Source organism: Arcicella lustrica, from assembly GCF_034930985.1.
GTDB classification, from domain to species: domain Bacteria; phylum Bacteroidota; class Bacteroidia; order Cytophagales; family Spirosomataceae; genus Arcicella; species Arcicella lustrica.
The window spans coordinates 303,131-325,419 of record NZ_JAYGIM010000001.1 but is presented as its reverse complement, the minus strand read 5'-3'; the positions used below and the strand labels follow the sequence as shown (position 1 = coordinate 325,419).

The 22,289-nt window shown below is 33.4% G+C and carries 16 protein-coding genes; 4 read left to right on the top strand and 12 right to left on the bottom strand.

Translation table 11 applies throughout. From position 1 onward, the window contains the following. Positions 1-18: 18 nt before the first annotated feature. The 7 genes from VB798_RS01305 to VB798_RS01275 all read right to left on the bottom strand — a co-directional run bounded on the left by VB798_RS01305 (position 19) and on the right by VB798_RS01275 (position 5,951). Positions 19-1,098, bottom strand: coding sequence for a M20 family metallo-hydrolase (locus VB798_RS01305; RefSeq protein WP_323255150.1), 1,080 nt, complete (start codon positions 1,096-1,098; stop codon positions 19-21). A 32-nt stretch (positions 1,099-1,130) separates the two neighbouring features. Beyond that, positions 1,131-2,057 carry an ADP-ribosylglycohydrolase family protein gene (locus VB798_RS01300; RefSeq protein ID WP_323255148.1) on the bottom strand — a complete coding sequence of 309 codons (927 nt, stop codon included), beginning with the start codon at positions 2,055-2,057 and terminating at the stop codon, positions 1,131-1,133. A 23-nt stretch (positions 2,058-2,080) separates the two neighbouring features. Next, positions 2,081-2,476, bottom strand: coding sequence for a type II toxin-antitoxin system VapC family toxin (locus VB798_RS01295; protein ID WP_323255146.1), 396 nt, complete (start codon positions 2,474-2,476; stop codon positions 2,081-2,083). Beyond that, on the bottom strand, positions 2,455-2,688 hold the full coding sequence (locus tag VB798_RS01290; RefSeq protein ID WP_323255144.1) for a hypothetical protein: 234 nt from the start codon (positions 2,686-2,688) through the stop codon (positions 2,455-2,457). Before VB798_RS01290 ends, VB798_RS01295 begins: the two co-directional genes overlap by 22 nt. Before the next feature lie 92 nt (positions 2,689-2,780). Further along, a complete protein-coding gene (gene argB / locus VB798_RS01285; RefSeq protein WP_323255142.1) occupies positions 2,781-3,563 on the bottom strand; it encodes an acetylglutamate kinase in 783 nt (260 codons plus the stop codon). A gap of 53 nt (positions 3,564-3,616) precedes the next feature. Next, positions 3,617-4,591, bottom strand: a complete 975-nt coding sequence (locus VB798_RS01280) for an N-acetylornithine carbamoyltransferase (RefSeq protein ID WP_323255139.1) — start codon at positions 4,589-4,591, stop codon at positions 3,617-3,619. Between the two features lie 406 nt (positions 4,592-4,997). Then, complete coding sequence (locus tag VB798_RS01275; RefSeq protein ID WP_323255138.1) at positions 4,998-5,951, bottom strand: hypothetical protein; 954 nt, start codon at positions 5,949-5,951, stop codon at positions 4,998-5,000. Between the two features lie 38 nt (positions 5,952-5,989). Here VB798_RS01275 and porU2 point away from each other — a divergent pair, with 38 nt between their 5' ends. From porU2 to VB798_RS01255, 4 genes are all read left to right on the top strand, one after another. Continuing rightward, positions 5,990-10,825 (top strand): putative type IX secretion system sortase PorU2, encoded by a 4,836-nt coding sequence (porU2, locus tag VB798_RS01270; protein ID WP_323255135.1) that lies wholly within the window; start codon positions 5,990-5,992, stop codon positions 10,823-10,825. 23 nt (positions 10,826-10,848) lie between these two features. After that, complete coding sequence (locus tag VB798_RS01265; RefSeq protein ID WP_323255133.1) at positions 10,849-12,033, top strand: sensor histidine kinase; 1,185 nt, start codon at positions 10,849-10,851, stop codon at positions 12,031-12,033. A 62-nt stretch (positions 12,034-12,095) separates the two neighbouring features. Next, a complete protein-coding gene (locus VB798_RS01260) occupies positions 12,096-13,604 on the top strand; it encodes a glycosyltransferase family protein (protein ID WP_323255131.1) in 1,509 nt (502 codons plus the stop codon). A 58-nt stretch (positions 13,605-13,662) separates the two neighbouring features. Then, positions 13,663-14,811 carry an acyltransferase family protein gene (locus VB798_RS01255; RefSeq protein ID WP_323255129.1) on the top strand — a complete coding sequence of 383 codons (1,149 nt, stop codon included), beginning with the start codon at positions 13,663-13,665 and terminating at the stop codon, positions 14,809-14,811. A 69-nt stretch (positions 14,812-14,880) separates the two neighbouring features. Here VB798_RS01255 and VB798_RS01250 read toward each other — a convergent pair whose 3' ends face one another. The 5 genes from VB798_RS01250 to VB798_RS01230 form a co-directional block, all read right to left on the bottom strand. Then, positions 14,881-15,213, bottom strand: a complete 333-nt coding sequence (locus tag VB798_RS01250; RefSeq protein WP_323255127.1) for a helix-turn-helix domain-containing protein — start codon at positions 15,211-15,213, stop codon at positions 14,881-14,883. Positions 15,214-15,896: 683 nt separating this feature from the next. Next, positions 15,897-17,084 carry a nucleoside permease gene (locus VB798_RS01245; RefSeq protein ID WP_323255125.1) on the bottom strand — a complete coding sequence of 396 codons (1,188 nt, stop codon included), beginning with the start codon at positions 17,082-17,084 and terminating at the stop codon, positions 15,897-15,899. A 327-nt stretch (positions 17,085-17,411) separates the two neighbouring features. Continuing rightward, positions 17,412-18,239, bottom strand: a complete 828-nt coding sequence (locus VB798_RS01240; protein WP_323255123.1) for a transposase — start codon at positions 18,237-18,239, stop codon at positions 17,412-17,414. A 71-nt stretch (positions 18,240-18,310) separates the two neighbouring features. Then, a complete protein-coding gene (locus VB798_RS01235; protein ID WP_323255121.1) occupies positions 18,311-18,766 on the bottom strand; it encodes a hypothetical protein in 456 nt (151 codons plus the stop codon). A gap of 99 nt (positions 18,767-18,865) precedes the next feature. Further along, entirely contained in the window at positions 18,866-22,252 is a 3,387-nt protein-coding gene (locus VB798_RS01230) for a PAS domain S-box protein (RefSeq protein WP_323255119.1), read from the bottom strand. Positions 22,253-22,289: the final 37 nt, after the last annotated feature.

Below are 22,289 nucleotides of genomic sequence, written 5' to 3'. Positions count from 1 at the left end.
TTTTTGAGTTTAAAATAGCTATCGAGCAATGATTACTTCACCTAACATTTTAATATATAAATCTATTCCTTCTTCGATTTCAGATAAATAAATAAATTCATCGGCAGTATGCGAACGACCTGAATGCCCCGGTCCTAATTTCAGTGATTGGCAGTCTAACACAGCTTGGTCGGAAGTAGTCGGCGACCCATAAGTAGTTCTTCCCAATTGAATACCTGCTTGTACAATTGGATGTTCCAAAGGAATCGAAGATGGTTTCAAACGAATGGAACGAGCTTGTGCATCCGATTCAATATTTTGGCGAATTGTATCCAAAGTTTCTTCCAAAGAATATTGCTCGGTTACTCTACAATCAATCGTAAACGTACAAGTATCAGGCACCACATTGTGTTGTTTTCCAGCATTTATAATCGTTACCGACATTTTCATTTTCCCCAACACAGGCGATACTTTCGGAAATTCATATTGTTGAATCCAAGTAATATCACGAAGCGCTTTATAAATGGCATTATCACCTTCTTCACGGGCTGCATGTCCTGCTTTTCCCTGAGCGGTACAATCCACAACCATCAAACCTTTTTCAGCAATTGCCAAGTGCATTTCGGTAGGTTCGCCCACGATGGCAAAGGAAATTTCTGGTAAATCGTTTTCTTTCAAGAGTAATTCTAAACCATTTACACCCGAAATTTCTTCTTCGGCAGAAGCCACAAAAAGCACATTGAAACTTAAATCACTTCTATGATAAAAATAACAAAAAGTAGCTAATAAACTTACCAAACAACCACCAGCATCGTTACTTCCTAAGCCAAAGAGTTTTCCATCTTTCACCAAAGGTTCAAAAGGATTCAATGTCCAAGAAGGATTCGGTTTTACGGTATCGTGATGAGAATTAAGCAATACGGTTGGTAAAGCTGGATTAAAATGCTTATTTCTTGCCCAAATATTATTGATTTTTCTGCGGAATGGAATTGTTCTTTCTCTGAAAAATTCTTCAAGAATATCACCTGTTTGTTGCTCTTCACGACTAAAAGATTGTGTTGCAATCAATTGTTTTAAAAGAGTGATGGCATCTTGAGTGAGTTGTTGTTGTAAGGTCATACAATTGACTTGGTTTCAAAAACCATTAGCGTTTATTCGAGTCTTGAGAATCGATTTACAAGTTCAAAAATATCGTCTTTACGAGCTAATTGATTAATCCACTCGCTTGGAATTTGGTCGAAACCATAATACAAACCAGCCATTCCGCCCGTAACCGAGCCGATGGTGTCGGTATCATCGCCCAAATTAATGCCTTTGAGTACGGCATCATGAAAATTGTCGGTAGTAAGAAATGCCCAAAGACTTGCTTCTAAAGTATGAAGAATATAACCTGAAGAGAAGATTTCATCTTGTGAAAGCTCTGAAATATCATCAAATAAAATTCTATTGTAAAGTTCTATTTCAGCATTTTTGATTTGAATCAAATGTAAATAATCACGAACAGTATTTTGAGTTTCGTGATAAGCCTTGAATTTATTTTCTTCTTTGATAAGATTTATTACAAATTCAACGGCAAAAAAACACCCAATAATGGTACGAATATGCGCATGAGTAATACTTGATACTTCTCTGACAACTGCAAAACGTTGATCTATCGGTTTATTTTTCAGATAAAAAGCCAATGGTAAAATTCTCATCAAAGAACCATTTCCATTAGAATAATCATCGCATTCGCCTGATTGATAAGGAGAAACACCTTTTAAAATTTTATCAATGGCATTTCGAGTAGAAACACCAATATCAAACATTGCTCCAGTAGATGACCAATAATTAAACTCGTACCATTTACACAAACGCTTAGCGAGTAATTCTATATCATAGCCCTCAATCAATTGTTCAGCTAAGCAGAAAGACATCGAACTATCATCCGACCAAGTACCAGCTGGTTGATGATGCGTTCCATATTCACGCATACCCACTACGGGCTTTGCCTGTAAATGTTTACGACTCATAAACTCTACAGGTACGCCTAAAGCATCGCCTGTAGCAATGCCAAAAAGTAGTCCTTTACTGTGCATTTTTGAGTTTTTTAATAAAAACATTAGATTTCATACAAGTCCAAATTAGGAATGAAGTTGAAATCTTTTAGATTATATGTAAAAAGAGGAATACGATGAATTACAGAAGTAGCACCAATAATAGCATCAGGAATTTGTAAACCATGACTTAATTTGAATTTTTCAATCAAAGTTGTAGCTAATTTAGAGGTTTCAGCATCAATATCAATTACATCAAAATATTTGATTTTTTTCTTCATTTGGACAAGTTCAGTTTTGTTCTTCATACCTTGATAAAGTTCCATCAAGGTAATTGATGAAATCACAATATTTTCAAAACCGATTTTGTCCATTTCATCAATGGTATCTTGCCTACCATTAAAAGCACTTATGAAAATATTTGTATCACAAAGTACCATTATTCCCAATTTCTTTTCCACCCTTCACTACGAATCTCTTCTAAAGACCGTGGATTTGATTTCCAAATACCAAATAAATCTTTCGGATTGAGAGACTTATTTCCTTTTGTAATCAAAGTATTGCCTTTCAATTCAGATGAAACGACTTTTACATTCTCAAATTGCAATGATTTGAACAGTAAAAATAGTTTTTCCAATTCAGCTTGGCTATTTACTTCAAATGTAACGTTCATTATTCTTAGATTTTATTTTCGTAAAAATAATTTTAAATAATGGCTTTACAATGCTATTTAGCAATTTAACCTCTTTGAAAAGGTCGAATCGCTTATTTAATAATCTTTGTTCCAGCCACCCCGTCTTTCACCGCTAGTTTTACTTCTTTTGCATGACATATCGTTACTTGCAAAACTCCATCCACCAATGCTTTAAAAGCATTATCTAATTTCGGAATCATTCCTTTATTGATAACACCTGCTGCTTTATACTTTTCGTAATCTTCAGGTTTCAAAACTGCAATCACTGCATCATCATCTTCTGGATCTGATAATACTCCTTTTTTCTCGAAACAATATACCAAGTTTACTTCGTAAGCATCTGTCATCGCTACTGCAATAGCTTGTGCTTGCGTGTCAGCATTGGTATTGAGCATATTTCCTTCTTTATCGAAAGTCAGCGGAGCAAAAACAGGTACAATACCTTGTTGTAACAAACTATCAATAAAAGTACTGTTTACTTTTTCAATATCTCCAACAAAGCCATAATCAACCGTTTTAACCAAACGTTTTTGCGATAAAATCACTCCTGCATCTGCGCCCGTCAAACCAATTGCATTATCACTGAAATGTTGCATTTGGGCAACTAACGATTTATTTACCAAACCACCATAAACCATTATTACAACATCTAACATCGCTTTATCGGTGATTCTTCTGCCTTCTACCATTACCGTTTCAATGCCCAATTTCTCTGCCACTTGCGTGGCGATTTTCCCACCGCCATGCACTAGAATTTTGGGTGAAGGAATATCTGAAAAATCTCTTAGAAATTGTTTACAAAAAGCAGGATTATCAATAACGTTCCCGCCTATTTTTACAACTGTTAATTTCATATTATTTTAAAGGAAACGCTTTCGGAATTCCTCAAACGTTTCCTCAACAAAAGCTAAAATAAATAAGGACTTTCTTCTTTGATGATACTGAGCAAAATCTGTTTCATAACTACTTGTGCAGACCATACTCTATTTCCAGCTTGCTGAACAACTACTGAATTTGGAGAATCCAATACGGCATCTTCTACAACAATATTTCTACGAACTGGCAAACAGTGCATAAATTTAGCATTGTTCGTCAATTTCATTTTTTCCATCGTCACCATCCATGATGGGTCTTGGTTCAATATTTGTCCGTACTTAGTATATGAAGACCAGTTTTTTGCATAAATAAAGTCAGCATCTTTAAATGCTTCTTCTTGATTATGCGTCACTTTTGCATTTCCTACAAATTCTGGTGCTAATTCATAACCTTCTGGATGAGTAATGACGAAATCAACATCTGCCGCATTCATCCATTCTGCAAACGAATTGGGTACTGCCTGTGGCAATGCCTTTACATGCGGTGCCCAAGTAAGAACTACTTTAGGACGTGGCTTTGTTTTTAATTCTTCAATCGTAATTAAATCTGCTAAAGACTGAAGCGGATGACGAGTAGCCGATTCCAAACTTACGATTGGACGACCAGTATTTTTAACAAATTGACTGATTACTTTTTCTGAATAATCTTCTTCACGGTCGGTCAAACCAGGGAAACTACGAATCCCAACAATATCGCAATATTGCCCAATAACTGGTGCTGCTTCTTTGATGTGTTCAGCTTTGTTGCCATCCATAATAGCACCGTCTTCAAATTCCAAACCCCAACTATCTTGTCCGACATTCATTACCATAAGCTCCAAACCCAAATTTTGCGCAGCACGTTGTGTACTTAAACGAGTACGAAGACTTGAGTTAAAAAACAAAAGCCCCATTGTTCGATTTCTACCAAGGTGTTTATCTGCATAAGGAGTTTTTTTATATAATAGAGCTTCTTTTACAAGTGCTTGCACATCAACGGCATCTTTGACCGACAAAAAATTTTGCATATTTTTTAACAGATTGATTCAAATATTTTGATTAATCTCTCCAAATAAGACTAAGCAGATTAATTTTTCGGAGAATATTTTGCAAAGTTAATTCAATTGTTAAAATAATACATGATTTTGTGAAAACAGTTAAAGAAGCACAGAATGTTTGAAAATATATGACAATCAAGAAGCTTCTTTTGAAAAAAATGTTTTTCTCAAAATTTTGTAGCGAAAAAAGGATAAACAATGTGTTTTTAAACTAAAATACTAGCAAAAAAAATATGGCGAACCTCAAAGAGATTCGCCATACTGCCACTAACACACCAAAATAATAATTTTTGCCCGCTAAAGACAAAAATTTTACTTCTTAAAATGAACATACGAGAATTTTGACAAAAAGGATTCATCAAATCTCAATTATTTTTTATTTATTTTCAAAATCGTAAAAAAAACTTTTTTTGAGTGACATTTTGGCTCCTAAACGTTTTTTAAATTGAGCCAATCCTTCGTTTATAATACCTTTTTCTGTAGCAATTCCGAGGTCTAATAGTTTAAAATTGTTTCGCTGACAAAATTCATAAATACCTGAAATTAAATATATTGTTGGGCTAAATTTCAAATAATCTTCATCATCAGCCAAGTAAAAAGTGTAAAGTATTTCTTCCGTAATTTTGACCGTTACTCCAACAGCAATTATTTTTTGTTCGTGCGAGACTGAAAAAAAATTAAAATTATCTGGAAACAGCTTAACTCTTTGCCTTAAATCCACTAAAGTCATCGTCATATTCCTATTTTTTCGTACTCTCGACCGAGTAATAAAAGCATGAAGTAAAGCTAAATCAGGTTCTTTTTCTTCTCGAAAGAAAAAAGTATTTTTCACCGCCTTTCGCAAAAGTTGTTTGTGTCGTGACGATTTAATCGTTTCATAAAAACTTAAATCAGTTATTGCTATTTCAAAATTTTGGTCAACAGCACAATGTTTGAAAGATAATTTCTCAAAACAAAAATCTAATACTTGTCGCTGATTCATGCTAAGATAACTTTCTGGACAAAAAGTAATTTGTAAACTTTCAAGTTTTGGCAAAGCACAAAAAGCTGACTGAATAAATGCTGTAAGCGATTCTTTTGGAAGTACTTCACTAAATTCTATTCCACCAAAAGTTGCTCGTAAAGGGCTAAAACCTTTTTCATCTAAAATAATGACCGAAAAACGAGCTTCAAGCAATTGGTTTTCAAGATTTTTCCAGTAAAAAGTATATACTTCTTCCCCAGCCTGCTGGCGTAAATGTTCAGGCTCGTTAAAGAAAAATCGAGTAAAATTGAACTCGGATGTTGGAATGAAAGAAAAATTATATGAAGAAATGAATTGATACGCCATTTTTTTGTATTTTAGGGTAGAATTCTACTAATAAAAATATGAGAAAATTAGCTACAATCTACAAGAAAGTATTAATATTTTTGATACTTCTTTTTCCTCTTCTCCATTCAAACACTTCTGCACAAGTAATTGGTAATGAATGGATTAATCCTCAGCAACAATATTTCAAGCTCAAAATCACCCAAAAAGGAATTCATCAAATTAGCTTTGAAGCACTACTGAAATCAGGCTTTCCCGAGAATGTACATCCTGAAAAAATACAAATATTCAGACATGGAAAAGAAGTAGCTATTTCGGTTCATCATAATAATTCTACTGTGTTTCAAGCAAATGATTTCATAGCATTTTACGCTGAAAACAATGATGGTTCTTTAGATTCACTTTTGTATCAACCCAGAAATGCTCAACCGCATCCGTATTATAGTTTATTTACAGATACAGCTTCTTATTTTATCACTTATCACATTGATAATCAGAAAAATAAAAGAATATCTATTCAAGAAAAAGCTCCTTTTCAAAGCTTAAAACCAGAAGAGTTTCATTTAGAAGAAGATTTACAAATATTTACTTCTTCCTTTTCTGAAGGTCAACCTGAACCAATTGGCTCTTCACTTTCCACAGGTATTTTGAACAGTAATTATAGCTTTGGCAAAGCTTGGACGGGTGAAATTCAGAAACCGAACAGCCAACTTCATGTTGATTTTCAACTTAAAAATTTTATAAAAAACAGTTCGTCCAAACCAAAGATTGAAATACTCTTTTCAGGACGTTCGGAAGGAAAACATCATTTACAAATCAGCCTTAGTAACAAGCTTGTAGATAGTTTGTTTTTTGAAAATCACTTTACTGAACTTTATAAAAAGGAAGTAGATTTTGGAATGGAAAAAAATAAAATTTCCATACTTTCCAGCCAATCAAATGACCAGTTTTCAGTTTCATTTTTGAAAATTACTTATCCACAAAGCTTCCAAATGAAAGGTTTGAATGAAAAGGTTTTTCATTTTCTGCCCAACTCTTCAACAGAAAGGTTAATTATCGTTCAAAACCCGCCAAAAAACGCTTTTGTCTATGACATTTCTGATAAATCCAATCCTATCAAAATTGATTTTAAGCAAAGCGATTCTACTCTTACTTTTCAAACCAATGGACAACGTATTTTGGTAAGCAATCAAATCAAAAAACTTGATGCCATTGAACAAATATCCTTTAGAGAATTGCCAAAAAACAAGGTCGATTTCTTGATAATTACACATCAAAAATTACTTCAATCGGCTCAAGAATATGCTAATTATAGAGCTTCTGAAAAAGGTGGAAAACATGATACTTTGTGCGTAACGACAGACTTTTTGTATAATTATTTTACTTATGGTGATAAAAACCCATTGGCAATTCAGCGGTTTTTAGCATTTATGAAAAACACGGAAAAATCACAATTCTGTTTTATCATTGGCACTGCTATTTATCCACAAAAAGCACGGAAAAATTCATTAGACTACCAATTAGATTTAGTGCCAACTTGGGGTTTTCCTTGTGGAGATATTCCCTTTGGGATGAATCTCAACGATGACCAATTAAACATTCCAGTCGGACGTTTAGCTACTAATAATCCGCAAATAGTTTTGGATTATTTAGAGAAAGTAAAAGAACATGAAGCTCAAGCAATGAATGAACTTTGGCGAAAAAAATCCTTAATGATGTCTGGTGGAAGGAGTGTTTTTGAACTCAACACGTTTAAAGATTATGTAACTGAATTGAAGGAAATTAGTGAGAACGGACTTCTCGGACAGCAAGTACAATTACTTGCCAAAAAGACTGACAATCCAACTGAATTCATCAACGTTACCGAACAAGTAAACCAAGGTGTGGGAATGATTACGATGTTTGGTCATTCGGCTTCACAGCAAACCGATATGGACATTGGTTATGTTTCTAATGATTTATTGGGCTACAAAAATCAAGGAAAATACCCTTTTATTTTGGTGAATGGCTGCAATGCTGGTGATTTATTTGCCTCACAAAATTCTTTTGGAACTGACTGGATAAACACGCCCAAACGGGGCTCAATTTTGTTTTTAGCTCATAGTTATTTGAGTTATTCTTTTAGCTTAAAATCATATTCCGACGAGTTATTTCAAACCCTTTTTCAAGACAGTATTTATATTGACAAAGCCTTTGGAACAATTATGCAAACCAGCATCAATCGTTATTTGCAAAGATTTCCAAACTCAGCTTTTGAACTGGCGAATGCACAGCAATTCACTTTACAAGGTGACCCTGCTATCGTACTTTTCCCAGCAAGTAAACCCGATTTTGCTATTGATAATACTGCTATTTTATTGCCTAATCAGAAAGAAAACTCAGCTATACTTCCAGACTCTTTAAGCATCGGAATTGTCATTAAAAATTTAGGTAGAGTTTACAGAAATGCTTTGAACATTCAAGTCAAAAGAACATTTCCAAATGGGAAAACAGTACTTTTTGAAAATACGTTTTTGAAAGAAATTTCTTATCAGGATACAGTCTATTTTAAAATCCCAAACGACAAATTTTCAAGTGTTGGAACCAATCGTTTTGAAGTAATGGTAGATTACAATAATCATATTTCAGAACTCCAAGAAAACAATAACACATTCGTACTAGAGTACAATTTTCCATCACAAAATATTAGTACTTTGACCCCTCAGAACTTTAGTATCACCAACCAAAAAATCGTTGATTTTCAAATACAAACACCTTTTAAGATAGATAATCCAAATATCATTTTTGAAATAGACACAAATCATTTATTTCTTTCTGTTTATAAAAAAAGTATCATTTTACCTTATCAAAACTTCTTATCTTTCAAACATAACATCTTAGAAAAAGACAGTACTGTATATTATTGGAGAGTAAAAACAGAAAGTGATAATTGGATAGAAAACTCATTCCTTTTTCTAAAAAATAGCTCAGAAGGTTTTGCTCAATTTAGCTTTCCACAACTATCAAAATCAGTAACTGATGAACGTATTTATTTGGAAAATACACAATGGAAATTTCATACTTCTTCTATTACTTTATCGGCTAAAATCTATGGAACAAATAGCGGAGTTCCACGTTCTCACAGAGCAAATTCAGTCATATTGAATGATAAAATTTTGATTAGCGATGGCGTTTGTTATCCTTGGTTTAACCTCAATGCTGTGGCTTTCAACCGAGCTTTGCGACCCTACGCCGTCATTCCAAGTTTAGTTTGTGGCTATGCTCCTTATGCCGTCAATTATCTTTCAACAGAAGAATATTCTAATGATTTAAAAGATTATTTCACGGCTGCCGAGTCTGGAAATTATGTAATACTTTGGAATTCTGGACATTTAGAATACCAAAATTGGACGAATGAATTCAGGAAAAATTTTATTGAAATTGGGGTTGATACCAATAAAATTAAGCGTTTAACAAAAGGTTCTCCTTTTCTAGTTATCGGTAGAAAAGGAGCAAAAAAGGCTTTATTAGAGCTATTTCCTGATGTTAACAAGCGTGGCGACACACAGATTTTAAACCTAGAGAATTATACCATCAAGGATAATTTTGATACTGGAAAAATTACTTCTCCACTTATTGGTGTTGCTTCAAAATGGGACGAAGTTTTGATTGATGTTGAAAAAAATGAGCAACAAACATTTTCTTATGATATTTTAGGAGTAAATCTAAAAGGAGAAGAGCGCATTTTAGCCGAAAATATTCAGCAAAAAACCTTTAATATCAGTAATATTGATGCTAAAGAATTTCCCTTCTTAAAAATCATTATTCATTTGAAAAACACTGATTTCTCGGAAAAATCACCGCAATTAAAATCACTGATTGTGCATTATCAAAGCCCACCTGAAGGAATTCTTTCAGAAGTAGAGAACAACAAACTCACCGATAAACAGGAATATGAAAATTTTAAGATTCAGGCTACTTTCAAAAACATTTCAAATAAAGATTTCAGCGACTCAATTAGCGTCAAACAAGTAATAACAAACACATTCTTGAATAAAAAAGAGATTAAAAGCTTTAAAGTAAAAGCGCTAAAAAGTCAAGATTCAGTAAGTGTAAGTTTACTTATTCAAACAGCTGGCTGGTTAGGAGAAAATACATTTAGTCTTACTTTTAATTCAGAAATTTTACCAGAAAAATCTTATCAAAACAATTCCATTTATTATACTTTTAAAGTAATTTCTGACGAAATAAACCCCATTTTATCAGTTACTTTCGACGGTCGGAAAATTCAACAATATGAGATTGTTTCTTCTAAACCTTTCATCAAAATTGGTTTGAAAGACGAGAATATTTTTCGCATTAAAAAAGATACAAATGACATAGATTTAAAGATAAAATACTGTCCAACTTGCGCATTCAAAAGAGTTTATTTCAGTCAAAATGATATTACTTGGCGAACAGATAGTTTGACTAATACTTTCTTAATTGACTATTTCCCACAAAATTTACCCAAAGACACTTTGACTATTTCCGTTCAAGCACAAGATGTAACAGGGAATTTTGCTGGGAATCGTCCTTATCAAATTTCATTTAGAATCCTTCCAAAGGATACTTTAATGGCTTTCAAAGTATTTCCTAACCCATTTCAGTTGTTTACGAAGTTTGTCTTGGTATTATCTGGAGAAAGTATTCCTGATGAATTTTATATTGAAATTTTCGACCTTCAAGGTAAACAAGTAGCCTTGGTAAGACCTGATAATTCTATAAAAATTGGAGTAAACGAAATCATTTGGGAAGGCAAAGATTTCACAAGCAATTACTTGCCTTCTGGAACCTATTTTTATCGTTTAATTTTAAAAAATAAAGCAGTAGATTTGGCGTTAAGAACTAGTGGAAAATTGATTATTTCACGCTAAAATCCTTTGCTTAAGACATTTTTATGATTTTATCTGTAGATATTTATAGCCGTAATACTTGGTGGAAAGTAGCTTTTTTGGGTTTTTGTTTAATTGTGGGTATATTTTCTTTGTACTTCACCGATAAAATTGTTTCAAAACTAGAAGAACGTGAAAAACAACAAATTGAATTATATGCCGAGTCGTTAAAATATACCATGACCAGCGACCCAAATCAAGATGTAAACTTCTTCTTTGAAAAAATTAAAAAATCGAATGAAAACAATACGATTCCTATTATTCACAAAGATGGAACTGGCTATTTAACTGCAAAAAATATTGAAATGCCAGAAGGATTGAATTCGGATGAAAAACAGGCTTTTCTACAAAAAGAACTACAAGAAATCATCAGAGACGATAATCCGCCGATTGAGCTTGATATGACACTCCATAAAGAATATATTTATTTTGGAAATTCACGCTTACTAGATTTACTTCGTTATTATCCGCTTTTTCAATTGGCTGTAGTATTGGTTTTTGGTTTGGCGGCTTATTTATTTTTTGATGCGTCGAGACGTTCAGAACAAAATCAGGTTTGGGTGGGTTTGGCAAAAGAAACGGCACATCAATTAGGCACTCCACTTTCGTCGCTTACCGCTTGGGTCGAATATTTCAAAAATGACCCTACTTATGACCAAGAAATTGTAAAAGAATTAGAAAAAGACGTTACCCGACTTGATATTATCACGACTCGTTTCTCAAACATTGGCTCAATTCCAGTATTGAAACCTGAAAATATCATTGAAACCATCGAAACATTTATGTCGTATTTACAAAAAAGGATTTCGACAAAAGTTGTCTTTTCGCTTGATAATCAACTCAATCAGCGTAATACGGTCAACGTCAATCGTTACTTATTTGAATGGGTTATTGAAAATATTTGTAAAAATGCAGTGGATGCAATGGGTGGTGTGGGTTCATTAAAAATTACGTTGAGTGAAACCAAAAACAATAAAATTGCCATCGACATTAAAGACAGTGGAAAAGGAATTTCTAAACAAAATCTTAGCAAAGTATTCGATCCAGGTTTTAGTACAAAAAAAAGAGGTTGGGGCTTAGGTTTAACGCTTGCCAAACGTATCATTGAAAATTACCATGATGGAAAACTATTCGTAAAACAATCTGAATTAAACAAAGGAACTACTTTCAGAATCTTATTAGATGCTTAATCTAGTTTCATTTTTGCCCGTAAAATGTCTAATTTTGCAAAACATTTTTAGGCAATTACATTATGCAACAATACTTAGAGTCTTTAAATCTCAGAAAAATATTATTGATTGGTCTTTTTTTTAGAGTATTATCAATCATTTTTTCAAAAGGTTATGCTTTCACTGACGACCACTACGAAGTAGTTGTACTTGCCCAAAACTTACTTGATAAAGTTGATTCGCCCTTTACACAAGACTTTTTAGTAAATGGCGAAGCCTATCTATTCAGCTTAATTTATCCTTATATTCATTACTTAATTTTTGGAATTTGTGAATGGTTTGGCACAACCAACCCAGAAACCAAAATGTTGTTGGCAAGAATTGTCAATAGTTTATTTTCACTTCTTAGTATTTATTACGGTTATAAACTGACAGAACGATTAAGTAATCATAAAAACGATGCAAAAATTGTCGGATTACTATTGGCTGTATTTTGGGTTTTCCCGTTTATGTCGGTTCGAAATTTAAGAGAATTTGTCTGTATTCCACCACTTTTAATGGGTTGTTATTACGCAGTAAATCAAAAACTTAATAACAAATCTGTTCTTCTATCAGCTTTTTGGTTTGTCATCGCTTTTGTATTTCGGTATCAAATCGTTTTTATTCCTTTTACTGTAGGTTTAACTTGGCTATTAAGCAAAACAAATTGGCAAAAAGCCATTTTATTTGGTTTCGGCTGTATTGGTTTTTACTTACTTACACAGGGAATTTTCGATTATATCTACTGGGGAAATCCGATTGCGTCTATCAAAGCCTATTTTACCTTCAATGCTGATGCTAAAAATATAGAAATTTATCCGAACGGGCCTTGGCATCGCTATATTGGTACAATGGCTGGCTTGAGTTTAGGCTTATCGTCACTCCTATTTTTTGCAGGTTACTTTAAAACAGCGACACAAGCAGGAAATAGACGAATGTTATTCTTAGCTTCTTTGTTTTTCTTTGCCTTTCATTCGTATTATCCTAACAAGCAAGAAAGATTCATCCTACCTTTTATTCCTTTCTTTTTAATTTTAGGAGTAATTGGTTTCCGTGATATTTACGAGAATTTACAAAATAAAACGTGGTTCAGAACCACCACCAAAGTATTGGTTTATTGGTTTATCGTCTTAAACACAATTTTACTTTGTATTCTTTCAGTAACTTACACGAAGCGTTCGAGAGTAGAAAGTATGAATTATTTCAGAGAAAAAGGCGATTTACAAAACTTTGTTATTCAAAACTTTCAAGCATCTCAGCCAGTGGCTATTTTCTATTTAGATAAACGATTAGATTATTATGATATTGATAATCCTGAAAAACTCGCAGCATTACCTAATGAATTAAAATCAGGCAAAAAAGTATATCCAAATTATTTAATCATTGTAGGTTCGGCAGATTTGGAAGCAAGGCTAGCAATGATGAAAAAGATATTTCCAAAATTACAACACGATACCAACATTGAACCAAGCTTTATAGATAACATTGCTTATGTGTTGAATCCATCACATAATCATAACGAAACATGGTTTATCTATAAAATTGTCAGATAAATGCTAAACATCATCGAAAGCATGAATCTTGAAAACCCATTAATTAATAACCCAAATAATGCAAAATTCTCATCAACCTGTTTACTTTCCTAATTTGAACGGCGTTCGTTTTATTGCCGCATTTTCAGTACTCATTCATCACACCGAACAAATTAGATATATGATGGGCTTAGAACATTTCTATGGCTTTTACATCATTAAAAACATGGGAAAATTGGGCGTAGGCTTATTTTTTGTATTGAGTGGTTTTCTGATTACCTATTTATTATTAAGCGAAAAAACTAGAAGAGGTGATATTTCAACGAAGAATTTTTACGTCAGGAGGATTCTTAGAATTTGGCCTTTATACTACATCATCGTGCTGCTTGCCTTTTTTGTTTTTCCTGAAATTCCCTTTTTCAATGGTCCACTTCGTGATGATTTCTATTACGATGCTAATTTTTACAAACGCCTTCCTTTCTTTTTATTTTTTCTACCAAATTTTGGATACGTTTTTTTCAGAGCGCCTTATTTATGTGCACAAACTTGGTCGATAGGCATTGAGGAACAATTTTATGCTATTTGGCCTTGGATTATCAAACGAAAAAATCCTGTTAAATCATTCTTAATTGTTGTTGCTGTATTTGTAATTATTGTGGGAAGTACTTCTTTTTATTTCTTGAAAATAAGTGATTTGCCAGTAGCTACAAAAGAGAAAATTTATGAAAATTTAGCCTTATTTTTTAGTCAATTTAGGATTTTAACAATGGTAATTGGCGGTATTGGAGCATATTTAGTTTTCAGCAAACAAGAAAGAATTTTATCGTTTCTTTTTAAGAAAAGTACTCAGATTATCGTTTACACGATTACACTTTTGATAATAGGCTCAGATGTTTACATTCCTGGCTTCAACCTTGAATTTCATGGTATTTTCTTTTGCTACTTCATTATCAATGTAGCAGCAAACCCAAATACAATTTTAAACCTTGAAAAACCGATTATCCATTACTTAGGTAAGATTTCATACGGGATTTATATATATCACTCAGCAGTGATAGTTTTTTGTATTAATGCAATACATTATTTTATTGGAGATAAACTTAGTCTTCCTGTTTTTAACGTCCTCCTATACACGTTGGTTATTGGTTTAACAGTGTTAGTTTGTGAGTTATCATTCCGTTTTATAGAATCTCCACTCTTACGTTTGAAAGACAAGTTCAATAGATAAGTAATTAATAATCAGAATATTAATTACAATATTCTGATTATTAATTTCAGTAAGGCATTCGCTTTACAGTTAATCCTTTGGAGTATTAATTGTAAGCAATTTGCTTTGTAGCTCTATAATTTGTTTTTGCATAGCGATTACATCATCCGCTTTTAGGGCAACATAGCCAGCTTCAGATTCATGAACTACAGACATTGAAGGCAAGTCTGTTTCTCCAGTCAGATAAGCAACCTTAACATTCAAAGTTTGCGCCATTCTCATTAGTTGAGAATACTTTGCATCATTTCTATTCAAAATCGCATGTAAAGTAGCCTCTGTGATTTTTGATTGGGTTGCCAATTGTAGCAATGTCATTCCTCTTTCTACAATCAGTACTCTTACTCTGTCTTCAATTCTTTTCATTTCTCTGGGGGTAAATAATCTAATGCTCAAAAAGTATTAGTATTTATCTTTAAGTTGACTTATTTTAGGATATTTTACTTGTGTTAAATACTGAGTTATACTCTTATAGTTTTAGTTTTCGCATTTCTATTATAAAACTATATCTATCGATTCAATGATTAACAAATTATGTCTAACAAAATTTGTAGGGTACAAATATAAATGCTTTGAAAATATATGCTACTAAATGCTCTAAAAAAAACATCCGAATTACTTAAAAGCAGGATAAAAGCTTGCAAAGGGTATTTATCAAATAATTGGAAGTAAATAATTACCACTTTAGTCTCGAATTATTACTTCCAAAAAGGAAGTAAACTGATAGATAATACTCATAAACTTCCTTTTTTTGAATTATAGTTTAGCGAACATATCAAAACAACATTAAAATATTCATCAAAAAAGAGCAAAAAAATCGTGAAACATGAAATATATACTAATTTCGACAACAGCTAAATCGGCATTTTATTTCTTATAAATATATTGTAAAACGCTTATCTAAAGAATTTGTTTGTCAAATTACCTATTCTTTACTGTTCAAATATTCACAAAAGAATAGAATATTTTTTAATGAAGAATATCAATGACAAAGTTCTCAAAATAAGCGTTTTACAAATGATTATCTAACAAAAATTCGAGCTTATTTACTAGTTTGTCTGTTTTTTATCGTGGAAGAAAATAACAAATAATACCAGTACTACAGCTGCAATACCCGCTGGAACCATCCATACGGAAGTCCAATCATGTACTTCTCCATTTGTATAATTCGACAAAACTTTTCCAGAAAGAATAGAGCCAATTCCCATTCCAATGCCATAAGTAGCTAAAGTAATTAAACCTTGTGCTGAATTCTTAATCTTCTCCCCTGCTTTATTGTCAGTGTAGATTTGACCAGTTACAAAGAAAAAGTCATAACAAACACCGTGAAGGACAATGGCTAAATACAACATCCATTCTGATGAAATTCCATCGCCATAACCAAAGCACACAAATCTAATAATCCAAGCTACCAAACCAACAATCAGCATTTTCTTAATTCCAAATTTTTGCAAAGCAAAAGGAATCAAAAGCATAAACAACACTTCTGAAACTTGACCTAATGACATCTTGTTTTCAACATTTGTCATGTGTGATTCCGTCAACGATAAATTAGCATGAGCATAATAAAAAGCCAAAGGAATACATACCAATACAGAAGAAACAAAGAAAATTGAGAAAGAACGGTCTTTAAAAAGTACAAAAGAGTCTGTCCCTAAAATTTGTGAAACAGAAGCTGTTCCAGTAGCTTTCGGTGGCGTATTTGGCAAAGTGAAAGCATAAATTCCCCAAGCCACAGACGTAAACATAGCTAACTGAAAAATGGTTACTTTATCACCAAGTTCGTATTTTCCAATAATATTTGTAATAACAATCCAAGCTAAAGTACCAATCACACGAATCGCTGGAAATTCTTTACTTGGGTCTTGCATTTGATTCATTGCAATAGAATTCGACAATGCCAAATTCGGAGCGAAAGTCAAAGTATAAGCCAAAATGTACCAAAAGAAAGTATCAGGGTCTTTTGTTTGAATCAGAAAATATAAAATTACCGCACCTAATAAATTCAAAACACCCATTACTTTCTGAGCTGAAAAGTAGCGGTCTGCGATTAATCCTACAAAAAAAGGAGCAAAAATAGAGGCAATTGAAAAAGTAGCATAGGCACTTCCTATCTGGTCGCCATTTGCGTGTAAAGCAGTAAAAAGATATTTACCCATTTGACCGTACCAAGCTCCCCATGTGCTAAACATTAGGAACATCATGAACATCAGCTGAATTCTAGTAGTAATACGCATAATTTATTGTATTGAATAAAGTAAAGATTGATAGTTTTTAATATTCAGAAACGCTTAATTTAATGCTTATCTCTATAAATTCTATCATGGTTAATGGCAAAAAACGCATTTATTTTATTAAATAATTAAAAGACAAGCTTTTAGAGCTCCAAAGTTTTTTTGATATTTTAAAAAATTTAAAAATATCAAAAAATAATTTATTTTTGCATACTTTTTTGAATTACCACTAAGTCGTTCATTCGATCTAATCATCAATCAAACAATTAGCAACTTTAAAATCTTAATATTTTTAAGGTTTTATTATTTTTAAAAAAACTAAAACATGAGTCATCCCGAATTTTGGGCAAAGCTTATCCATAGGATATTGTGAATGGCTATTCTTACTCTGTAAATCGGTATCGAAGCCTTTCGGTACCGATTTCCTGTTCTATGACACCACTGTTTTAATACTAATTGTATCCAATTTCCCCAATTGTTCATTAGGTTCATCAAAAAGTCATAGATAAGTGCTACGATTCCAAGTAACTTACAAGTATTCTCGAAAAACCATAATCTTGGTGACTCAATGGCTAATTCTGTTTTACAAAATCTAAAGGTCTGTTCGATAGACCATCTGTGCATATAAGAATGGCACATTTCCCAAGCCTGTTCGACATTTTCAATTTGAATTGAAGTAAGTAGATACAAAGGGGATTGATGATTTTTCCTATCTCTAACAATCACTAAAGACAAAGGAAGTCCTTCAAAATCAGGGTGTTGTACCTCTGCCCATGCGATAGAAATACTCTTGGCTATTTTACGTTGGTTATCAAATACAATTTTACGGTGTCTAGCTTTGAAGGAACGAGCGAGTAAATGTGTCTTCTTTTTACCTTTATCAGCATGAACGAGTAGATGATTTTTCTTCCAACGAACTAAGAAATCTTGTTCAAAGTGCGTAAACCATTCAATCGTCCAAGTATTAGCGTAACCTCTATCAAGTACATGTAAAACACCTTTACCAATAGATTGATGCAATTTTTCCAGCATCCTAAAAATAATATTACTACCGTGTTCTTTGTACTTTCCTCTGGTAGTCCACCATGACATTTGACAAACACTGGGTGCTTCACCCAAAGCTGAAAGCAATGTAGCAGTCCAGCGATAACCTGGCACACAGATACGACTTACGGGTGGACGATAAAAACCTTTCTTGACTTTTGTCAGACGTTTTGCTTTACTACTTTCTACACTGCATAGACCTTCGGTAAACCGAGCGTCGGTCGCCAGCTCTCATGTTTCTCAATTTTACTATCGTCCCATATTAACAAGGGACGTTTTCCTATTTGGATTAGTTGTTCAATGCGTTTTTTACTACGAGCAAATAGGAAATCATCAATTACAGTAGCTGTCCATTTCTTTGAACGTAGAAGGTTACTGATACGTTTTGTTCCAGCTGGAGCATGATTGAATCCACAAATAAAGCCTCCTAACTCACTCAGAAGCAACCCAATAGAGCGATTCCTGTTCAAAAGAATAGCCACAAATAAATTATAGAAAGTCCCAACAAGACGTTTGTCAAGAAGATTGTCTAAAGTAAACGCTAAATCAGAAAGGTAAACATCTATTTTTTTAAGAAGAAAATACGAAGCATTTGTTTTTTTTGTAAAACTATCGTTTTTTTGTAGAAGTGCCTTGTGCATGATAAAACCTCCTGTTTTTTTGTGTTTGTCGTAATTCACAAAATAAACAAGGAGGTTTTTGTTTGGCAAGTCATCCACAAAATTCGGGATGACTCATGTTTACAGCTTTTTATAGGCAATTTTAAACGCTTCAAATTCTTCCTGTAAAATCACAATTTCTTTTTCAAAGAAAGTAAAATCGCAATGCTTGGCTTTTTCTTCAATAATTCTTGTGATTTCGTGTAATCGTGCCGCACCTAAAGTTCCAGAATTTCCTTTCAAGGTGTGTAATTCGCTTTGTACTTGTTTACAATTACTTGCATGGAAACCTTCGATAGCCAATTGAATTTGTTCGGTGGCTTCTTCTTCAAATCCTTCAAGAATTGAACTTACAAAACTCATATCACCACCAACACTACTTGCTAATTGTTTAATGATTTCATGATCAAGCACAGGAAACGCATCTAAAGAAATAAGCGTTGGAGCATTCACTTTTTCCTTCGGTTTTTCAACAATTACAGGCGTACTTTCAGCTTTAGAGACTTCTGTTTTGGCAATTGTTTTTGCTACATTTTTTTTATGAGTACTTCCTCTTTCAATCCATTCTCGTACTTTTCTAACCAAAATTTCGGCTCTGATTGGTTTTGGCACATAATCGTTCATGCCATTTGCCATAAAACGGTCACGGTCTTCACGCATGGCATAAGCTGTCATGGCGATGATTGGCGGTAAATTATCAGAAATTGCTCTTAAATTATGAGTCGTTTCTACGCCATCCATTTCTGGCATTTGAATATCCATGAAGATTACATCAAATGGTTTTTCAAGTAAGGACGCTTCAACCAAAGCAATTGCTTTTTTACCAGAATCGGCTGTAATTACTTCACAACCTGCTTTTCTCATGATTTCACTCGCTACTTTTCGGTTGGTCGCATTATCATCAACCAACAAAATGTATGGCGTAATATCACTAAAATGACCAAGTACTTGGAATGCTACTTCATCCTTTTTAGCCATCATTGGGCTAATATCAGTTTGCTTGATTTCGATTATAAACCAAAAAGTAGAACCTTTGCCCCAATCCGAATGCACGCCAATTTCACCTTTCATTAAGCGACAAAGCTCTTTTGAAATTGCTAAACCTAAACCTGTTCCTCCGAATGATTTCTTTGTTGAATTATCTACTTGCTGGAAAGCATTGAAGAGCATTTTTAAATTTTCTTCTGTAATTCCGATGCCAGAATCCTTAATTTCAACTTTAATTCTATTGAACTTCCCTCTTTTTTCTACCAAATTTACATTAATTTCTACCGTTCCATTCTCAGTAAATTTCAAAGCATTTGAAGTAAGATTTGAAAGAATTTGTAGCAAACGAGTTTCGTCAGCAATGACAAATTCAGGTAAATTCTCGCCAAATTCACAAATAATTCTATTGCCTTTGTTCGCCGCAATTTGTGAGAAAAGTGCTTGTAATCTATCAAAAACATCTTTGAAAACCAGTGGGGCTTCATGTAAAGCCATTTTTCCGGCTTCGATTTTCGCTAAATCTAAAATGTCGTTCAGAATGTGTAAAAGCGTTTCTGATGATTTCTTAATGGTTTGAACATAATCTTTTTGTTCAATATCCAAAACGGTATCGTTCAATAAATCAATCATCCCGATTACTCCGTTCATCGGTGTTCTGATTTCGTGACTCATATTCGCCAAAAATCTTTCTTTTACTTTCAACGAACGTTCTGCTTCATCTTTGGCTTTTACAATATCTTGCTGATACTTCTTTAAATCTGTAATATCACGACCAATGCCAGATACTTCTTCAATCATTCCATTGTTTAGAAATATCGGATTCAGATAAATTTCTATCCAATTCGGATTGCCATCGTCCGAATCTAATTTTACTTCAAAATGCTGTTGCTCACCTCTGAAAGCAGATTTATACTTTTCTTCAAGTACTCTCCTATCAGCCGACGAAACCATTCTAAAACCTACTTTTTCAGTACTTAACATCAATTGTGGTTTTACCGCTAATTGTCTTTCAATTAATTGAGAATACTCTTTATTGAAAGAAGTCAATAACATTTTTCGGTTTACCGACCACATTAAGTGCGAACTACCTTCGATGATGGCATTTAAACGAGCTGTTTCTCTAGCCAACACATCTTCAGCTTGCTTTCTGGCAATTGCTAAGGCTACTTGTCCAGAAATAAAGTCTAATAATTCTAAATCTCGTTGTTCGTACTTATTCTGGCGTTCATACGATTTTAAACCGATGATTCCCGTTACTTTATTGCCAATGCGCAAAGGCACGCAAATCATTACTTTGGGTACTACTCCATAGAGATAAATCGTTTTATCTTCCGCCAATTTAAAAATATCTTCATCTCGCAAAATCAACGGTCTGTTGGCTGCAATGGCGTATTCTGTCAGTCCATTTCCCAATTTTCTTTTGGTAAAATGTACTCTATTATCAAAATACTCATCAACATAATATGGGAAATACAGGAAAGATTTCGCTGAGTCGTACTGAGCAATAAAGAAGTTTTTAACATCAATTACTTCGCCCAATTCTTTATGAATATTTACATATAAATCATCCAAATTGGTAGAACGAATCGTTGCTTGCGCAATACTTGAATATAATTTAGAAGCACGTTCAGCTCTTACTTTTGCGGTTGAGTTATGAAAAATACAACGAAAAGCCGTTGGAACATCTTTTTCAAATCGACAGTTTACAGAGCCTGCCAAGTAAAGTCGGCGACCGTCTTTTCTTCTAAAAACGACCTCAAAATCGGGCATATTCGCTCCGCTTTTTACTTTCTCAAATTTTTGAAGGGCATCATTCGCAAAATCTGGATGAAGAATATCTTTCAAACGCAAAGAAGCTAATTCGTTCGATTCATAACCCATGGTTTCTAACCATGATTTATTGACGTACAAAAACCTTCCAGAAATACTTGTGATTTGAATTAAATCAGTCGTATTGGTAATTAAATCTTGCAATTGCGCATTTGAACGAGCGAGAGCTTCTGCTACTTTTCTTCGCTCGGTTACGTCTTCACCAATGATGGTTAAATATCGAATATCTTCACCAGCATCATTGAAAATCGTAGAATTTAATTCAACATATTTTAATTGTCCAGATTTGGCAAGCATTGTTCTTTCCTTTTGGTCGAACAAGCCTCCTTTTTCCATAGCATCTTGAAAAGAAGTAATTCGTTGTACTTTTTCTTCACTTGGTACTAAAACGTCAAAAAAGTTTTTCCCAATCAATTCATCCAATTGGTAGCCCAACATTCTGATTGAAAAAGGATTACAATACACAATCGTCCCATTATCCTCAAGCACCATTCCCACCAAATTAAGGTTTTCTACCGCTTTTTCAAGTTCAGATGCCATTGAAGGTTGCATTTCGCCTGCTCGTTCATTGACTTCTAATACTCTTAATTCTTTTTTGAGGTGACGAATTTCTATGATTAATTCTTCTTTTGTTTTATGAGACCAACGCATAGCTTTTAGTTCTTGGTTATTTTCCTTTTCGATTTTA

Excerpts from the sequence above, each read along its gene's own strand:
- VB798_RS01305 (WP_323255150.1), bottom strand. The coding sequence starts at position 1,098 with ATGACCTTACAACAACAACTCACTCAAGATGCCATCACTCTTTTAAAA.
- VB798_RS01300 (WP_323255148.1), bottom strand. The coding sequence starts at position 2,057 with ATGCACAGTAAAGGACTACTTTTTGGCATTGCTACAGGCGATGCTTTA.
- VB798_RS01290 (WP_323255144.1), bottom strand. The coding sequence starts at position 2,688 with ATGAACGTTACATTTGAAGTAAATAGCCAAGCTGAATTGGAAAAACTA.
- argB (WP_323255142.1), bottom strand. The coding sequence starts at position 3,563 with ATGAAATTAACAGTTGTAAAAATAGGCGGGAACGTTATTGATAATCCT.
- VB798_RS01280 (WP_323255139.1), bottom strand. The coding sequence starts at position 4,591 with ATGCAAAATTTTTTGTCGGTCAAAGATGCCGTTGATGTGCAAGCACTT.
- VB798_RS01275 (WP_323255138.1), bottom strand. The coding sequence starts at position 5,951 with ATGGCGTATCAATTCATTTCTTCATATAATTTTTCTTTCATTCCAACA.
- porU2 (WP_323255135.1), top strand. The coding sequence starts at position 5,990 with ATGAGAAAATTAGCTACAATCTACAAGAAAGTATTAATATTTTTGATA.
- VB798_RS01265 (WP_323255133.1), top strand. The coding sequence starts at position 10,849 with ATGATTTTATCTGTAGATATTTATAGCCGTAATACTTGGTGGAAAGTA.
- VB798_RS01260 (WP_323255131.1), top strand. The coding sequence starts at position 12,096 with ATGCAACAATACTTAGAGTCTTTAAATCTCAGAAAAATATTATTGATT.
- VB798_RS01255 (WP_323255129.1), top strand. The coding sequence starts at position 13,663 with ATGCAAAATTCTCATCAACCTGTTTACTTTCCTAATTTGAACGGCGTT.
- VB798_RS01250 (WP_323255127.1), bottom strand. The coding sequence starts at position 15,213 with ATGAAAAGAATTGAAGACAGAGTAAGAGTACTGATTGTAGAAAGAGGA.
- VB798_RS01245 (WP_323255125.1), bottom strand. The coding sequence starts at position 17,084 with ATGCGTATTACTACTAGAATTCAGCTGATGTTCATGATGTTCCTAATG.
- VB798_RS01235 (WP_323255121.1), bottom strand. The coding sequence starts at position 18,766 with ATGCACAAGGCACTTCTACAAAAAAACGATAGTTTTACAAAAAAAACA.
- VB798_RS01230 (WP_323255119.1), bottom strand. The coding sequence starts at position 22,252 with ATGCGTTGGTCTCATAAAACAAAAGAAGAATTAATCATAGAAATTCGT.